The 18,012-nt window shown below is 56.7% G+C and carries 11 protein-coding genes; 9 read left to right on the forward strand and 2 right to left on the reverse strand.

Going from position 1 to position 18,012, the window contains the following annotated elements:
• The first annotated feature begins 465 nt into the window (after positions 1–465).
• From gudP to QFI97_RS06695, 4 genes are all read left to right on the forward strand, one after another.
• Positions 466–1,818: a galactarate/glucarate/glycerate transporter GudP gene (gene gudP / locus QFI97_RS06680; protein WP_095098649.1), complete on the forward strand. Its 1,353-nt coding sequence runs from the start codon at positions 466–468 to the stop codon at positions 1,816–1,818.
• Positions 1,819–1,820: 2 nt separating this feature from the next.
• Entirely contained in the window at positions 1,821–3,161 is a 1,341-nt protein-coding gene (locus QFI97_RS06685) for an enolase C-terminal domain-like protein (RefSeq protein WP_095098646.1), read from the forward strand.
• 18 nt (positions 3,162–3,179) lie between these two features.
• Positions 3,180–4,520, forward strand: a complete 1,341-nt coding sequence (gudD, locus tag QFI97_RS06690) for a glucarate dehydratase (protein ID WP_095098644.1) — start codon at positions 3,180–3,182, stop codon at positions 4,518–4,520.
• 70 nt (positions 4,521–4,590) lie between these two features.
• Positions 4,591–5,730, forward strand: coding sequence for a glycerate kinase (locus QFI97_RS06695; RefSeq protein WP_346430776.1), 1,140 nt, complete (start codon positions 4,591–4,593; stop codon positions 5,728–5,730).
• A gap of 50 nt (positions 5,731–5,780) precedes the next feature.
• Here the strand turns inward: QFI97_RS06695 and barA are convergent, their stop codons facing one another.
• On the reverse strand, positions 5,781–8,534 hold the full coding sequence (gene barA, locus QFI97_RS06700; protein WP_346430777.1) for a two-component sensor histidine kinase BarA: 2,754 nt from the start codon (positions 8,532–8,534) through the stop codon (positions 5,781–5,783).
• 57 nt (positions 8,535–8,591) lie between these two features.
• Between barA and rlmD the strand changes: the two genes are divergently transcribed.
• The 5 genes from rlmD to eno all read left to right on the forward strand — a co-directional run bounded on the left by rlmD (position 8,592) and on the right by eno (position 16,450).
• Complete coding sequence (rlmD, locus tag QFI97_RS06705; RefSeq protein ID WP_095098637.1) at positions 8,592–9,896, forward strand: 23S rRNA (uracil(1939)-C(5))-methyltransferase RlmD; 1,305 nt, start codon at positions 8,592–8,594, stop codon at positions 9,894–9,896.
• Positions 9,897–10,063: 167 nt separating this feature from the next.
• Positions 10,064–12,301 carry a GTP diphosphokinase gene (relA, locus tag QFI97_RS06710; RefSeq protein WP_095098635.1) on the forward strand — a complete coding sequence of 746 codons (2,238 nt, stop codon included), beginning with the start codon at positions 10,064–10,066 and terminating at the stop codon, positions 12,299–12,301.
• Positions 12,302–12,418: 117 nt separating this feature from the next.
• Entirely contained in the window at positions 12,419–13,210 is a 792-nt protein-coding gene (mazG, locus tag QFI97_RS06715; protein WP_095098632.1) for a nucleoside triphosphate pyrophosphohydrolase, read from the forward strand.
• Positions 13,211–13,433: 223 nt separating this feature from the next.
• Positions 13,434–15,071 carry a glutamine hydrolyzing CTP synthase gene (gene pyrG / locus QFI97_RS06720; RefSeq protein ID WP_041146974.1) on the forward strand — a complete coding sequence of 546 codons (1,638 nt, stop codon included), beginning with the start codon at positions 13,434–13,436 and terminating at the stop codon, positions 15,069–15,071.
• Positions 15,072–15,151: 80 nt separating this feature from the next.
• Entirely contained in the window at positions 15,152–16,450 is a 1,299-nt protein-coding gene (eno, locus tag QFI97_RS06725; RefSeq protein WP_095098626.1) for a phosphopyruvate hydratase, read from the forward strand.
• 68 nt (positions 16,451–16,518) lie between these two features.
• Here the strand turns inward: eno and QFI97_RS06730 are convergent, their stop codons facing one another.
• Positions 16,519–17,628, reverse strand: coding sequence for an SDR family oxidoreductase (locus QFI97_RS06730; RefSeq protein ID WP_095098623.1), 1,110 nt, complete (start codon positions 17,626–17,628; stop codon positions 16,519–16,521).
• Positions 17,629–18,012 lie beyond the last annotated feature (384 nt).

The following is an 18,012-nucleotide window of genomic DNA, read 5'->3' on the forward strand; positions in this document are numbered from 1 at the left end:
AAGTGACGCTCTCCCCCTACGTAGAGGGCGTCCCTTCTGAAGGCCAGCGCCGGATAAACGCTCAACGGGATCATACCCGTTCCCGCTCGCCAGGAGTTCAGGCATCTGCATAATAACCGCTTATACAGAGTGGTTTTTTCCAGGTGTTTTCACCGGGTCAAGAGAGATATTTCACACTCCTGCCGTTTGCACCGTCGCTGGCAGCGCTAAGCGGCGGCTGCTTTTCATTTCCGTGAACTACCCCCCATCTGATTAGGCATAAGCCATAAATCGATTTCAGCACGTCCCGCAAAGCTGTGTATGTGCACGGTGAGCCAGCCATGTCCTCTTTTTATACTTTCTCTGCCAGTTTGAAAAAGCAAAATGCCAGATAAAACGAAAACACTAACACGTCATTCTGACTACCCTACAGGTTGTGCTGTTCAGAATGAACGTAGCTAATTGCTATGATTCAGGAGTGCAACAATGAGTACATTAAGTCAGGCGGCGAGCGGCGCGGAAAAACGCACCAACGCCCGCTACTGGATAGTGGTGATGCTGTTTATCGTCACCTCTTTTAACTATGGCGACCGTGCGACGCTGTCGATTGCCGGCTCGGAAATGGCCAAAGATATTGGCCTCGACGCGGTGGGCATGGGCTACGTTTTCTCGGCGTTCTCATGGGCCTACGTGATTGGTCAGATTCCCGGCGGTTGGCTGCTCGATCGCTTTGGTTCAAAACGGGTCTATTTTTGGTCCATCTTCATTTGGTCGATGTTTACCCTCCTGCAGGGTTTCGTCGATATCTTTAGCGGTTTTGGCATCATCATCGCGCTGTTTACCCTGCGATTCCTCGTCGGCTTAGCGGAAGCTCCATCCTTCCCCGGCAACAGCCGCATCGTCGCGGCCTGGTTCCCGGCGCAGGAGAGGGGCACCGCGGTTTCTATTTTTAACTCCGCCCAGTACTTTGCCACCGTTATCTTCGCGCCGATCATGGGCTGGCTGACCCATGAGGTCGGCTGGTCGCACGTCTTCTTCTTTATGGGAGGGCTGGGGATCGTGATTAGCTTCGTCTGGCTGAAAGTGATCCACGAACCGAATCAGCACCCTGGAGTGAACCAAAAAGAGCTGGAATATATCGCCGCCGGCGGGGCGCTGATCAATATGGATCAGAAGAAAGACGCCAGGAAGGTTCCGTTCAGTGAAAAATGGGGTCAGATCAAACAGCTGATCGGATCGCGAATGATGGTCGGGATCTACATCGGCCAGTACTGCATTAACGCGCTGACCTACTTCTTTATCACCTGGTTCCCGGTTTACCTGGTGCAGGCGCGCGGCATGTCGATTCTGAAAGCCGGGTTTGTCGCCTCCGTTCCGGCCATCTGCGGTTTTGTCGGCGGCGTGCTGGGCGGCATTATCTCCGACTGGCTGATGCGCCGCACCGGCTCGCTGAATATTGCCCGCAAAACCCCAATCGTGCTCGGCATGCTGCTGTCGATGGTGATGGTGTTCTGTAACTACGTTAACGCGGAATGGATGATTATCGGCTTTATGGCGATGGCCTTCTTCGGCAAGGGCATCGGCGCGCTGGGCTGGGCGGTGATGGCGGATACCGCCCCGAAAGAGATAAGCGGTCTCTCCGGCGGTCTGTTCAACATGTTCGGCAATATCTCCGGTATCGTCACGCCTATTGCGATCGGCTACATCGTCGGGACGACGGGCTCGTTCAACGGTGCGCTGATTTATGTCGGGATACATGCGCTGGTGGCGGTGCTGAGCTACCTGGTGCTGGTGGGGGATATTAAACGCATAGAACTGAAACCTGTTGGGGAACGCTAACGATGAATACTCAATCTACTCCGATCGTCACCGACATGAAGGTGATCCCGGTTGCCGGGCATGACAGTATGCTGCTGAATATTGGCGGCGCGCACAACGCCTGGTTTACCCGCAATATTGTGGTACTCACCGACAGCGCGGGCAACACCGGTATCGGCGAGGCCCCCGGCGGAGAAGTGATCTATCAGACGCTGGTGGACGCTATTCCGCAGGTGCTGGGGCAGGAAATTGCGCGCCTGAACAAAGTGGTTCAGCAGGTACATAAAGGTAATCAGGCGGCGGATTTCGACACGTTCGGTAAAGGCGCCTGGACCTTTGAACTGCGGGTTAACGCGGTCGCGGCGCTGGAAGCTGCGCTGCTGGATCTGCTGGGCAAAGCGCTGAATGTTCCGGTCTGCGAACTGCTTGGGCCGGGCAAACAGCGCGACGCGGTCACCGTTCTGGGCTATCTCTTCTATATCGGCGATCGCAATAAAACGGATCTGCCGTATCTGGAGACCACCCCAGGCCAGCACGACTGGTACCACCTGCGGCATCAGGAGGCGCTGAGCGGCGAAGCGGTGGTCCGCCTCGCCGAAGCCGCTCAGGATCGCTACGGCTTTAAAGATTTCAAGCTTAAGGGCGGCGTGCTGCCGGGCGAGCAGGAGATTGACACCGCTCGCGCGCTGAAAAAACGGTTCCCGGATGCGCGTATTACCGTCGATCCGAACGGCGCCTGGCTGCTTGATGAAGCCATTGAACTCTGTAAAGGCCTGCAGGATGTGCTGACCTACGCCGAAGATCCCTGCGGCGCCGAACAGGGATTTTCCGGTCGGGAAGTAATGGCGGAATTCCGCCGCGCCACCGGCCTGCCGGTCGCAACCAATATGATTGCCACTAACTGGCGTGAAATGGGGCACGCGGTGATGCTCAATGCGGTGGATATACCGCTCGCCGATCCGCACTTCTGGACGCTGTCCGGCGCGGTGCGGGTCGCGCAGCTGTGCGATGACTGGGGGCTGACGTGGGGCTGCCACTCAAATAACCACTTCGATATTTCTCTGGCCATGTTTACCCATGTCGGCGCGGCGGCGCCGGGCAATCCGACCGCCATCGATACCCACTGGATTTGGCAGGAGGGCGACTGCCGCCTGACCAAAAATCCGCTGCAGATTGAAAACGGCAAGATTGCCGTACCGGACGCACCGGGTCTGGGTGTGGAGCTGGACTGGGAGCAGGTGCAAAAAGCGCACGAGGCCTATAAGACGCTGCCCGGAGGGGCGCGTAACGACGCAGGGCCGATGCAGTACCTGATCCCAGGTTGGAAATTTGACCGCAAACGTCCCGTTTTCGGCCGCGATTAATTAGAAAAGGATTCAATAATGACGACGCAATTCTCAACGCCGGTAGTCACCTCTATGCAGGTTATCCCGGTGGCCGGTCACGACAGCATGCTGATGAATCTCAGCGGCGCGCACGCCCCGTACTTCACCCGCAATATTGTGATTATTAAAGATAACTCGGGTCATACCGGAGTGGGCGAAATTCCTGGCGGAGAGAAAATCCGCCAGACGCTGGAGGATGCCGCGGCGCTGGTTGTCGGCAAAACGCTCGGCGAATATAAAAACGTGCTGGGCGCCGTTCGCCAGCAGTTTGCCGACCGCGATGCCGGCGGCCGCGGTTTGCAAACCTTTGACCTGCGTACCACTATTCATGTAGTGACCGGGATTGAAGCGGCTCTGCTGGATCTGCTTGGGCAGCACCTTGGCGTGAACGTGGCTTCGCTGCTGGGCGACGGGCAGCAGCGTAGCGAAGTGGAAATGCTTGGCTACCTGTTCTTCGTCGGTAACCGCCAGGCCACGCCGCTGGCCTACCAGAGCCAAACGGATGAGAAGTGTGACTGGTACCGGCTGCGCCACGAAGAGGCCATGACCCCGGACGCCGTCGTGCGCCTGGCGGAAGCGGCCTACGAAAAGTATGGCTTCAACGATTTCAAACTCAAAGGCGGCGTGCTGGCCGGCGAGGAGGAGGCAGAGTCCATCGTCGCGCTGGCGAAACGCTTCCCGCAGGCGCGGGTGACGCTTGACCCGAACGGCGCCTGGCTGCTCGATGAGGCCATCGCCATTGGTAAACAGCTGAAAGGGGTGCTGGCCTACGCGGAAGATCCGTGCGGGGCTGAACAGGGGTTCTCCGGCCGTGAGGTGATGGCTGAATTCCGCCGCGCCACCGGTCTGCCGACGGCGACCAATATGATTGCCACCGACTGGCGGCAGATGGGGCACACCCTGTCGCTGCAGTCGGTTGATATCCCGCTGGCCGATCCGCACTTCTGGACCATGCAGGGATCGGTTCGCGTTGCCCAGATGTGTCATGAATTTGGCCTGACCTGGGGTTCGCATTCCAATAACCATTTTGATATCTCGCTGGCGATGTTCACCCACGTCGCGGCGGCGGCGCCGGGCAGGATCACCGCCATTGATACCCACTGGATCTGGCAGGAAGGGAATCAGCGTTTGACCAGACAACCTTTTGAGATCAAAGGTGGTATGGTGCAGGTACCGTCGACGCCTGGCCTTGGCGTAGAGCTCGATATGGACCGCGTTATGCAGGCTAATGAACTATATAAAAAGCACGGTCTGGGCGCTCGCGACGATGCGATGGCGATGCAGTATCTGATCCCCGAGTGGACGTTTGACAACAAGCGCCCGTGCATGGTGCGCTGAGGACAAACCGGTTCCTGCGGGAGCCGGTAGCTTTTGGATAGCTGGCGTTGGTTCATGTTAAGGACAGCTTATGAAAATAGTAATTGCACCGGATTCCTATAAGGAGAGCCTGAGTGCGCTGGGCGTAGCGACCGCGATAGAGCAGGGGTTCAGGGAGATTTATCCCGACGCAGAGTACCTCAAGCTACCGGTCGCCGACGGCGGGGAGGGGACCGTTGAAGCGATGGTCGCCGCCACTCAGGGGCATCTGGTGCGGGCTGTCGTTACCGGCCCTCTCGGCGAGCCGGTGAACGCTTTTTACGGCCTTTCCGGCGACGAACGCTGCGCCTATATCGAAATGGCGGCGGCCAGCGGTCTGGAAAGCGTACCGCCGGCGCGCCGCAATCCGCTGCTCACCACCAGCTGGGGGACCGGCGAGCTGATCCGCCACGCGCTGGACAGCGGCGTGAAGCAAATTATTATCGGTATCGGCGGCAGCGCCACTAACGACGGCGGCGCCGGGATGGTGCAGGCGCTGGGCGCAAAGCTGCTGACGAAAGATAACCGGCAGATCGCGGCCGGCGGCGCGGCGCTGGAGCAGCTGGCGAAGATTGACCTCAGCGAGCTGGATCAACGGCTGGCGGATTGCCGCATCGAGGTTGCCTGCGATGTGACCAACCCGCTAACCGGCCCGGAAGGCGCAACGGCGGTATTTGGCCCGCAGAAAGGGGCGACGCAGGAGATGATCGCTCGCCTCGATCGCGCGCTGGCGCATTTCGCGCAAATTATCCATCGCGACCTCGACATTGATGTCCTCAATCTTGAGGGCGGCGGAGCGGCGGGCGGAATGGGCGCCGCGCTCTACGCTTTTTGCGGGGCGAGGCTGCGCCCAGGTATTGAGATTGTGACCGACGCGCTGCACCTCGCGGAGCGGGTGGCGGACGCTGACCTGGTTATCACCGGCGAAGGGCGCATTGACAGCCAGACTATCCACGGCAAGGTGCCGGTTGGGGTGGCTAAGGTGGCGAAAAGCTACAATATCCCGGTGATTGGCATTGCCGGCAGCCTGACCGCAGACGTGGGCGTTGTGCATCAGCACGGGCTGGATGCGGTCTTCAGCGTGCTCTATTCCGTGTGCACGCTTGAAGAGGCGCTGGAAAATGCCGCCGATAATGTGCGCATGACGGCGCGCAACGTGGCGGCGATACTGAAAATGGGGCAAAGACTGTAGCTGCGATCCGCGGGGCCGGGTCGTTGCCTGGACCCGCAGAGTCAGCCGGGCTAGATGCTCATTAGCTTGCACGCTTCCCGCGTGACGTTATCCATCTCATCCAGCAGCTCCAGAAGCTCGGGCTCCAGATCCTCGGCGGCTGTTCCCGCGCGCAGCTGGCTCTCGATGGTCTGACACAGCTTCTTCAGCCGCGGCACGCCGCTGTAGCTGCAGCTGCCGTGAAGCTTATGAATCAAATCCAGCAGCCCTTCCGGCTCTTCGCCCACCAGCTGCTCTTCAACCTTGTTACGAACCTCCGGCATAAAGGCGAGCAGCATCTGCAGCATCTCCCGCGCCAGATCCGGCTTCATCGCCGCCTGCCGTAGCGCCAGCTGCCAGCTAAGGGTAACGTTATGATCGACCGGGGCTTCAATGATGTCGGCCGCCAGCGGCGCGGCGGCGTGCATTCCCGGCTGGTAGCGCAGCAGCAGGCTGTGCAGCTTGTCCTCTTCAATCGGTTTCGCCAGGTAATCGTTCATGCCGGCGCTCAGCAGCTTCGCTTTTTGTCCCTCCAGCGCGTGGGCCGTGACCGCGATGACCGGCGTTTGCTGATGGTGAGGGAGGTGGCGGATGAGCTCGCAGGCGCGAATGCCGTCCATATCCGGCATCTGAATATCCATCAGCACCAGATCCAGCTGCATCTGCTTGGCCAGCTCCACGGAGCGCTGGCCGCTCTCGCATAGCGTGACGTGCTGGACCAGGTCTTCCAGCAGCACGCCGATAAGCTTCAGGTTTGCCGGGTTATCGTCAACCGCCATGACCGTCATCGGCAGCTTGCTGCTGTCCGTATGCGGCAGCATCACCGCCGGCTGTACCCGACAGGAGGCCGTTAGCGCTGGGAGTAACCGGGTTGAGGTCAGCGGTTTAAGCAGGCAGGCGGCCACGCCCTCGCGCTTCAGCGCTTCGGCGTTTATCTGCGCGTGGCAGGGGAGCGCGAGAAGTAAATGATCGGCCATCGAACAGGCTTTTGTGAGCTTATCCTTCTGCTGATTAAGGTCGCGCATTGAAACCGGAATGCCGGCCAGCAGAATATCGTAATGCGTCTCCGGCAGAGCAGAGAACGTCGGGCTGTAGACCACTTCCAGCGGCGTGCTGGCCAGCAGCTCCATCGTGCACTGGGCCGCCGCCGCGTTGGCTTCGATATAGGCCAGCGTTTTCCCCCGCAGACAGTCGGTGAGCGGGCTATCGGGAATGGCGTTCGGGTTGAGGTCGAGGCTGATATGGAACCAGAAGGTAGAGCCGCGATTAGGCTGGCTGTGGAAGGAGATATCGCCCCCCATCTCCTTCACCAGCCGCTGGGTAATGACCAGCCCCAGCCCGGTGCCGCCGTGACGGCGGGAAATGCTGGCATCGGCCTGGCGGAAAGCCTGGAACAGCCGCGACTGGTCGCGCTCCGGAATGCCGATCCCGGTATCGTGGATTTGGATCTCGATCTGCACGCGGGAATTCGTGATTGCGCGCTGCTCCACCAGCACGTCGATATTACCGTGCTCGGTGAACTTGATGGCATTCCCCACCAGATTGGTGATGATCTGCTGCAGGCGCAGCGGGTCGCCGATAATATTATCCGGAACATCATTTTTGATGTTCAGCGTCAGCTCCAGTCCCTTATCGTGCGCCGAGTGGGCCAGCAGGGTCACCACCTCATCCAGCGCATTGCGCAGCAGGAAAGGGATGCTCTCAAGAATAAGCTTCCCTGCTTCCAGCTTGGAAAAGTCCAGCACGTCGTTGATGATAGCCAGCAGGTTGTTGGCGGAGCGCTCGATGGTCGTCAGATGATCGCGCTGGGTGGTATTTAAATCGGTTTTCAGGGTCAGGCGGGTAAAGCCGATCACGCCGTTAAGCGGCGTTCGCAGCTCGTGGGACATATTGGCGAGGAACTCTGATTTTATGCGCGCGGCTTCCTGAGCGCGTTTTTTCGCCAGATCCAGCTCAACGTTTTGGATCTCCATCTGCTCGAGGGTTTCGCGCAGATCCGACGTCGCCTGATCGATATTGTGCTGCATCTCTTCATGGTAGGCCGCCAGCGACATCGCCATAGAGTTGATGCCGTTCTTCAGCATATCCAGCTCGCCGAGCATAAAGCCTTCGACGCGGCTATCCAGCTGCCCGCGGCGAATGCGGTCAACGGTATTCACCATATTGCGGATTGGCCCGGTGACGTCCCGCATCAGCCGCCAGCCGAAAATAAGCGCAATCCCGATACAGAACAGCATCATCACGCTGGAGATAAAAATCTCTTTGTACTGCTGCAGGCGTACCGATTTGAGATCCAGTTCGAGGGCCACGTAGCCCAGCATATTGCCGGGCATTTTGGCATCGGTCACCGGCGACTCATCGGGCGAATAGCTTTCCGAGATGATAGGGGTACGCAGAATCATCACGTCGCCTTTGCGGGTCACGCTGAGCTGGCGGGGGAATTTTGCCCCCTTTTCCAGCCGCAGCTCGCTGGGGTTAAGCTGAAAATTGGAGGTAACAAAGAGCTTGTTTTGCGAATCATAGATTGAAATTGCGCGCACAATATCCGAGTGACGACGGTGCAGGACGCTTATCAGCTGCCCGATAGATTCGCGGTTTTGCAGATTCATGCCATATTCACTGGAGACCGCCAGCGGCTCGATAATACTGGCTCCGGCGTCTTCCAGCTGCCGCTGCAGGTCGTGGTAGCGATGCGCGACGAAGAAAATACTGAGCAACAAACCAATAAGTACGGTAGGTGCCAGAATAAGAATCATCATGCGAGCACGTAGGCTGTAGTTGGTCATGCGGTTCCGTTATGGGAGAATAAGAGTCAGTATATTTGATTGAGACAAATCTCTACGATGGCGCAATTCTACTCTGCAAAACGGCGTGTGACGACGCGCCAGATCATAACCGTTACAGTCAATGACCTCGATCCCTTTGGTCAGGGCGTTGCTCGTCACCAGGGAAAAGCGCTATTTGTTCGCGGCCTGCTGCCGCAGGAGCAGGCCGAGGTCGTGCTGGTTGACGATAAAAAACAGTACGCTCACGCCAGGGTTAAACGCCGCCTGAACGACAGCCCGCAGCGCCAGACGCCGCGCTGCCCGCACTTTGGCGTCTGCGGCGGCTGCCAGCAGCAGCATGCCAGCGTTGAGCTACAGCAGCAAAGCAAGCGCGCCGCGCTCGGTCGGCTGATGAAGCGCGATGTCGATGAGATTATAGCCGCTTCGCCGTGGGGCTATCGTCGACGCGCGCGCCTGAGCTTGAATTATCAGCCAAAGACCCAACAATTACAGATGGGCTTTCGTCAGGCCAGCTCCAGCGACATCGTCGACGTGGTGCAGTGCCCCGTTTTGGCGCCCGCTCTTGATGCGCTGCTGCCGGCGGTGCGCGAATGTCTGAGCGGTCTGAAATCCATGCGTCAGCTGGGCCACGTTGAGCTGGTGCAGGCCGATAACGGGCCGCTGATGGTATTGCGTCATACCGCTGCGCTGCCCGCCGGCGATAAAGAAAAACTGGAACGATTTTCGCAATCTCACGGTCTTTCCCTGTACCTGGCGCCGCAAAGCGAGATACTTGAACATATTGCCGGGGAAGCGCCATGGTATACGTCAGACGGACTACGCTTAGTGTTCAGTCCGCGCGACTTTATTCAGGTTAACGATGGCGTTAACCAGCTGATGGTGCGTACGGCCCTCGAGTGGCTGGATATTCAGCCGCAGGACCGGGTGCTGGATCTGTTCTGCGGAATGGGTAATTTTACCCTACCGCTGGCGCAGCGCGCCGGGCAGGTTGTCGGCGTTGAAGGCGTTCCTGCCCTGGTCGAGAAGGGGCGCGAAAACGCCGCGCTTAACAATCTGCATAACGTCACATTCTTCCACGAAAATCTGGAAGAGGACGTGACGCGCCAGGCCTGGGCGAAGCATGGCTTTGATAAAATATTGCTCGACCCGGCAAGAGCCGGTGCGGCCGGCGTGATGTTACATATTATAAAATTGGCCCCGCAGCGCGTAGTCTATGTCTCCTGTAACCCGGCGACGCTGGCGCGCGATAGCGAACTGCTTTTAGAGGCGGGGTATAAAATCCAACGCCTGGCGATGCTGGATATGTTCCCGCACACCGGGCATCTGGAATCAATGGTGCTGTTTGAGCACAAGCTTACATAAAATCATACGAATCGCATCGAGGTGGCAGTAGAGTAAATCCTCAGCGGCTTGCGCAGCTCAGCGACTGAGGTGGGCGACGGAAGCCGGCGCTGATACGATTTGCAGGATGACGTGTAAAAGTTGAGGCTTGCCGACTTCGGCAGGCCAGGTCCCTTAAGGAGAGGACAATGGTTGCGGTAAGAAGTGCACATTTAAATAAAGCTGGTGAATTTGACCCGAATAAATGGATCGCGAGTCTGGGAATTTCCAGCCAGCAGTCGTGTGAACGCTTAGCCGAAACCTGGGACTATTGTCGCGAGCAAACGCAGGGACATCCGCGCGCGGACCTCCTGCTATGGCGCGGCGTGGAGATGGTTGAAATCCTCTCCACATTGAGCATGGACATCGATACGCTGCGGGCCGCGATGCTGTTCCCGCTGGCGGACGGCGAGGTCGTCAGCGAAGAGGTGATGCAGGAGAGCGTCGGCAAATCCGTGGTGACCCTGATCCACGGCGTGCGCGACATGGCGGCCATCCGCCAGCTCAAGGCGACCCACACCGACTCCGTCTCCTCCGAACAGGTGGATAACATTCGCCGCATGCTGCTGGCGATGGTCGACGATTTTCGCTGTGTGGTCATCAAGCTTGCCGAACGTATTGCCCACCTGCGGGAAGTCAAAGACGAGCCCGAAGATGAACGGGTCCTGGCGGCGAAAGAGTGCACCAATATCTATGCGCCGCTGGCCAACCGCTTAGGTATCGGCCAGCTGAAGTGGGAGCTGGAGGATTACTGCTTCCGCTACCTGCATCCTGACGAATATAAGCGCATCGCGAAGCTGCTGCACGAGCGGCGAATCGACCGCGAACACTACATTGACGAATTCGTCGGCCACCTGCGCTCAGAAATGAAAACGGAAGGCGTTAAGGCCGAAGTGTACGGCCGGCCGAAGCATATCTACAGCATCTGGCGGAAAATGCAGAAAAAGCATCTCACCTTTGATGAGCTGTTTGACGTGCGGGCGGTGCGCATAGTCGCTGAGCGCCTGCAGGACTGCTACGCCGCGTTGGGGATAGTCCACACCCACTATCGCCACCTGCCGGATGAGTTCGATGACTACGTCGCTAATCCGAAACCTAACGGCTACCAGTCTATTCATACCGTGGTGCTCGGTCCCGGCGGTAAAACGGTAGAAATTCAAATTCGTACTCGCCAGATGCATGAGGATGCCGAGCTGGGCGTCGCCGCGCACTGGAAGTACAAAGAGGGCGCTGGCGCAGCGGTGGGCGGCGGGCGCGGTTACGAAGACCGCATCGCCTGGCTGCGTAAGCTGATCGCCTGGCAGGAAGAGATGGCGGATTCTGGCGAAATGCTGGATGAAGTGCGTAGCCAGGTCTTTGACGACCGGGTTTACGTCTTTACGCCGAAAGGCGACGTCGTGGATTTACCCGCCGGCTCGACGCCGCTCGATTTCGCCTACCATATCCACAGCGATGTCGGCCACCGCTGCATCGGGGCGAAAATTAGCGGACGCATTGTGCCGTTTACCTATCAGCTGCAAATGGGCGATCAGATTGAAATCATCACCCAGAAGCAGCCCAATCCAAGCCGCGACTGGCTGAACCCGAACCTCGGCTATGTGACCACCAGCCGCGGGCGCTCCAAAATTCACGCCTGGTTCCGCAAGCAGGATCGCGACAAGAATATTATCGCCGGGCGGCAGATCCTTGACGATGAGCTTGAGCATCTTGGCATCAGCCTGAAGGATGCAGAAAAACATCTGCTGCCGCGCTACAACTTCAACGAGCTGGATGAGCTGCTGGCGGCCATTGGCGGCGGAGATATTCGCCTTAACCAGATGGTCAACTTCCTGCAGGCGCAGTTCAACAAGCCGAGCGCGGCCGAGCAGGATGCGGCGGCGCTGAAGCAGCTGCAGCAGAAGAGCTGGGCGCCGCAGAATCGCAGCAAAGACAACGGTCGGGTAGTTGTGGAAGGCGTCGGCAACCTGATGCACCACATCGCGCGCTGCTGTCAGCCGATCCCCGGCGATGAGATCGTCGGCTTTATCACCCAGGGGCGCGGGATCTCGGTGCACCGGGCTGACTGCGATCAGCTGGCGGAGCTGCAGTCGCACGCGCCGGAGCGGATCGTTGATGCGGTCTGGGGGGAGAGCTATTCGGCGGGCTACTCGCTGGTGGTGCGCGTGGTCGCCAACGATCGCAGCGGGCTGCTGCGCGATATCACCACCATCCTCGCCAACGAGAAGGTCAACGTGCTGGGCGTTGCCAGCCGTAGCGATACGAAACAGCAGCTGGCCACCATCGATATGAATATCGAAATCTATAACCTGCAGGTGCTGGGCCGCGTGCTCGGCAAGCTGAACCAGGTGCCGGATGTTATTGATGCCCGCCGCCTGCACGGCGGGTAATGGTTTATCCCTCCATCCATGACCCTCTCTCCTCCGGGGAGAGGGCAACCGCGCTGATTTTCTCCTGCGTTTTCACCGGGGGAAGCGAAAAAGACCAACATTTTGCAAGGAATCACCATGACTCAAATCGACCGCCTGCTCGGGATAATGCAACGGCTGCGCGACCCGGAGAACGGCTGCCCGTGGGATAAAGAGCAGACTTTTGCCACCATTGCTCCCTATACCCTCGAAGAAACGTATGAAGTGCTGGATGCTATCGCCCGCGAAGATTTCGACGATCTGCGCGGCGAGCTGGGAGACCTGCTGTTCCAGGTAGTGTTCTACGCCCAGATGGCGCAGGAAGAAGGGCGTTTTGCGTTTGACGACGTTTGCGCCGCTATCAGCGACAAGCTGGAGCGCCGCCATCCGCATATCTTCGGCGATGCCAGCGCCGGTACCAGCGCGGAAGTGCTGGCGCGCTGGGAAGAGATTAAAAGCGCCGAGCGGGCGGAAAAATCCCAGCACTCCGCGCTGGATGATATTCCGCATAGCCTGCCGGCGCTGATGCGCGCGCATAAAATACAAAAACGCTGCTCGGGGGTTGGCTTTGACTGGACCTCGCTCGGTCCGGTGCTGGACAAAGTGCACGAGGAGATCGATGAGGTGATGCACGAAGTGCAGCAGGCGGTGGTAGATGAAGCTAAACTGGAGGAGGAAGTTGGCGATCTGCTGTTTGCGACGGTCAATTTATCCCGCCATTTAGGCGTTAAAGCCGAAGTCGCCCTGCAAAAAGCCAACCTGAAATTTGAGCGTCGCTTCCGCGAAGTTGAGCGGATTGTGACCGCTCGCGGGCTGGAGATGACCGGCGTTGACCTCGATACCATGGAAGAAGTGTGGCAAGAGGTAAAGCGGCAGGAAACTGATCTCTAACGAAATTTTGCGATCAAGCGCAATTTGTGTGATTTTTTAAATGACAAGCGCTTGATTTGCGTCAAAAACATTTACCCAAAAGGAGCTATTTTCTCACTCCTTATGATTGTCATGACCTGGAAAGGAGACGGAGAATGAAAGTTTGTGGCGCTCGTCGTGTTCGGGTATACTACTTTCCCGTCCTGGTTATTCCATCGTTTCACCCTAACTTCTCAGGTTCAGCATGACAACGAACTATATTTTTGTGACCGGCGGGGTCGTATCCTCTCTGGGTAAAGGCATTGCCGCAGCTTCCCTCGCAGCTATTCTCGAAGCCCGTGGGCTTAACGTGACCATGATGAAACTGGATCCGTACATCAACGTCGATCCGGGTACCATGAGCCCTATCCAACACGGGGAAGTGTTCGTTACTGAAGACGGCGCTGAAACCGATCTGGACCTGGGTCATTACGAGCGTTTCATCCGTACCAAAATGAGTCGCCGCAATAACTTCACTACGGGCCGTATTTACTCCGACGTTCTGCGCAAAGAGCGCCGTGGTGATTACCTGGGCGCAACCGTACAGGTTATTCCGCACATTACTAATGCCATTAAAGAGCGCGTGCTTGCCGGTGGCGAAGGTCACGACGTGGTGCTGGTTGAAATCGGCGGTACCGTGGGTGATATCGAATCCCTGCCGTTCCTCGAAGCTATTCGCCAGATGGCGGTAGAAATCGGCCGTGAGCATACCCTGTTTATGCATTTGACCCTGGTGCCGTACATGGCAGCAGCCGGTGAAGTCAAAACCAAACCGACTCAGCACTCCGTAAAAGAGCTGCTTTCTATCGGTATTCAGCCAGATATTCTGATCTGTCGCTCCGATCGGGCGGTACCGGCGAACGAACGTGCTAAAATTGCATTGTTCTGTAACGTCCCGGAAAAGGCCGTTATTTCTCTGAAAGATGTCGATTCCATTTATAAAATTCCAGGCCTGTTGAAATCTCAGGGGTTGGACGATTATATTTGTAAACGATTCAGCTTGAACTGCCCGGAAGCAAACCTGGCCGAATGGGAACAGGTTATCTACGAAGAGGCTAACCCGGCAGGCGAAGTCACCATCGGTATGGTCGGCAAGTACATTGAGCTGCCGGATGCCTACAAATCGGTGATTGAAGCGCTGAAACACGGCGGTCTGAAAAATCGCGTGACCGTGAACATCAAGCTGATTGATTCGCAGGATGTGGAAACGCGCGGCGTCGAAATTCTGAAGAATTTAGATGCTATCCTGATCCCGGGCGGCTTCGGCTACCGCGGCGTTGAAGGTAAGATTGCCACCGCGCGCTTTGCGCGTGAAAACAATATTCCATACCTGGGTATTTGCCTGGGCATGCAGGTTGCGCTGATTGAGTTCGCGCGCAACGTAGCGGGGATGGAGAACGCCAACTCCACGGAATTTGTGCCAGACTGTAAGTTCCCGGTAGTGGCGCTGATTACCGAATGGCGTGATGAAGAAGGCAACGTTGAAGTTCGTACTGAGAGAAGCGATCTCGGCGGCACCATGCGCCTGGGCGCGCAGCAGTGCCAGCTGGACGAAGACAGCCTGGTGCGCCAGCTGTACGGCGAGCCGACAATCACCGAGCGCCATCGTCACCGTTACGAAGTCAACAACATGTTGTTGAAACCTATTGAAAATGCGGGCCTGCGCGTTGCGGGCCGTTCCGGGGACGATCAGTTGGTCGAGATCATCGAGGTGCCGAACCATCCGTGGTTTGTGGCCTGCCAGTTCCACCCGGAGTTTACTTCTACGCCACGCGATGGCCATCCGCTGTTTGCAGGTTTTGTGAAAGCGGCAAGCGAGTATCAGAAGCGTCAGGCGAAGTAAAAGAGTTAGAACGGCAATGCACCCATCCGGGTGCATTGTTTGTCTGGAGTTTTAGTTTAACTTGTACTGAGGAAAATCTAATGTCCAAAATCGTTAAAGTCATCGGTCGTGAAATCATCGACTCCCGTGGTAACCCGACTGTTGAAGCCGAAGTACACCTGGAAGGTGGTTTCGTTGGTATGGCAGCAGCTCCGTCAGGTGCTTCTACTGGTTCCCGCGAAGCGCTGGAACTGCGCGATGGCGACAAATCCCGTTTCATGGGCAAAGGCGTACTGAAAGCTGTTGGCGCGGTTAACGGCCCGATCGCTCAGGCAATCCTTGGCAAAGACGCCAAAGACCAGGCCGGCATCGACAAGATCATGATCGATCTGGACGGTACTGAAAACAAATCTAACTTCGGTGCGAACGCAATCCTGGCCGTGTCCCTGGCGAACGCTAAGGCAGCAGCCGCTGCTAAAGGTCAGCCGCTGTTCGAACACATCGCCGAGCTGAACGGTACCCCGGGCAAATACTCCATGCCGGTTCCGATGATGAACATCATCAACGGCGGCGAGCACGCGGACAACAACGTCGACATCCAGGAATTTATGATTCAGCCGGTTGGCGCTAAATCCCTGAAAGAAGCCGTACGTATGGGTTCTGAAGTGTTCCATAACCTGGCTAAAGTTCTGAAAGCTAAAGGCATGAACACTGCAGTTGGTGACGAAGGCGGCTACGCGCCGAACCTGGGTTCCAACGCTGAAGCTCTGGCGGTTATCGCTGAAGCGGTTAAAGCTGCTGGCTACGAGCTGGGCACAGACATCACTCTGGCGATGGACTGCGCGGCTTCTGAATTCTACAAAGACGGTAAATACGTTCTGGCTGGCGAAGGCAACAAAGCGTTCAGCTCTGAAGAGTTCACTCACTTCCTGGAAGACCTGACCAAACAGTACCCGATCGTTTCTATCGAAGACGGTCTGGACGAATCTGACTGGGACGGCTTTGCATACCAGACTAAAGTTCTGGGCGACAAAATCCAGCTGGTTGGTGACGATCTGTTCGTAACCAACACCAAGATCCTGAAAGAAGGTATCGACAAAGGCATCGTTAACTCCATCCTGATCAAATTCAACCAGATCGGTTCTCTGACCGAAACTCTGGCTGCGATCAAAATGGCGAAAGACGCTGGCTACACTGCCGTTATCTCTCACCGTTCAGGCGAAACTGAAGACGCTACCATCGCTGACCTGGCTGTTGGTACCGCTGCAGGCCAGATCAAAACCGGTTCTATGAGCCGTTCTGACCGCGTTGCTAAATACAACCAGCTGATTCGTATCGAAGAAGCTCTGGGCGAAAAAGCACCGTACAACGGTCGTAAAGAGATCAAAGGTCAGGCATAAGCCGGTCTTTATCTGATATAAAAATGCCAGTCTGCGGACTGGCATTTTTTTTGTCTGCACAGCGGCGATTATTTAAAGTCGACGGCCATTTGCTGCGGGATCGAAAGCCCGCGGGTAGTTTGCACGCAGCGGTCAATATAATCGGTAAAGCGCGGCGGTTTGGGCATCCCCATACTCAGCAGCTTATCGTTACTGAAGCGTACGTTAAGCGTGGCGAATGCGCCATACAGACGCATGGCTTTCAGCATCAGGCGCTCATTGCACGGACCAAAGATGTCCTTTAGCTCACGGCGCATCTTAACCAACGTCTCATAGCTCACCTGGGCATAGCTGTCGCCGACGGGCAGCCGCTCCAGCGCGGAGGCCATCGCGCTGTCAATCTCGGCAAACCTGACGCTGTTTTCTTCCCCCGCCGATATATGCACCACTTCACCACGGGCAAGCGGGCTGTCGAGCAGCATCAGCAGCGCGTCGGCACAGTAATCAACGGGAATAACATCAATCCTGTCCTCCATTGAACACATGAACTTTTGCAGCATCAGGCCCATGCTGAATACCCAGAAGATGCTGCTGGAGGGCTGGCAGCCGTGATGGGTATGGCCGACGACGATAGAGGGGCGGGCGATAGCCAGCGGAAGCGTCGGGCACTCCTGCCGCATCAGCCGCTCGATGGTCGATTTAGAATGCGTGTACTCGACAAGATGTTCGGCGCGCTCGCGGAATTCGGCGCTTTCCGCGACCAGAGAATCAGGCTCCGGCGAGCACGACATTGCCGTGCCAACGTGCAGGAAGCGCTGCAGCCCGGAGACCTCGGCCATGCGTTGGGCAAAGCGGAGCGTCCCTTCGACGTTGACCTTCCAGATCAGCGGATTATTGCCGAACGAAGCGACGGCGGCGCAGTTGAGCACGTGGGTAACGCGCTCAAGGCGCGGATCGGCAAGGAATTCTTCAGGATTCGCCAAATCGCCCAGCAGTATGTGCCGGGTGCTCAGCGTCGCCAGCGTCTCCTCAGCGATATTGAATTTACGCAGATTGTCTTTAACCCGGGCAAGCGCTGCTTCACCATTATTGGCACGAACTAAAAGCAGCAGATTAACCCCATTTTTTTGATTCAGGATATTCTCTAAAACTGCTCCACCCAGAAATCCGGTAACGCCTGTAATTAATAATGTATTCATGAATACAGTCTCATCATGGTTAGTCGAGTGGATTCTAGGCGGGCTAAACTAAACGGCGGGTAAATGGAAAATGGGCCATTTAAACCAATTCTTAAGACTGTTTTAAGGTTATGAACGGGCGTGGATTGGATTCGACATCAGGCTATTTATAAAGATTCGAACTTTCATGTATCAGTTTGTACATTAATGATTTTATTGATTATTTTATTTATTTCTCAGGTTTTAATATTTTTCATTAATGTAATATTTAAAATTTTTTGTTACATCAAAGGCGCGAATCTAAAAAATAAAATGAATTATTAATACGGTGCGGATAATCCATAAATCTGGCAGCGTAAAGAGGAATAATAGCCGCAGTTTTATCGTCAGATGGCGGATAGGGCG

Origin of the sequence: Klebsiella scottii, assembly GCF_036561945.1 — a bacterium.
GTDB lineage: Bacteria > Pseudomonadota > Gammaproteobacteria > Enterobacterales > Enterobacteriaceae > Klebsiella > Klebsiella scottii.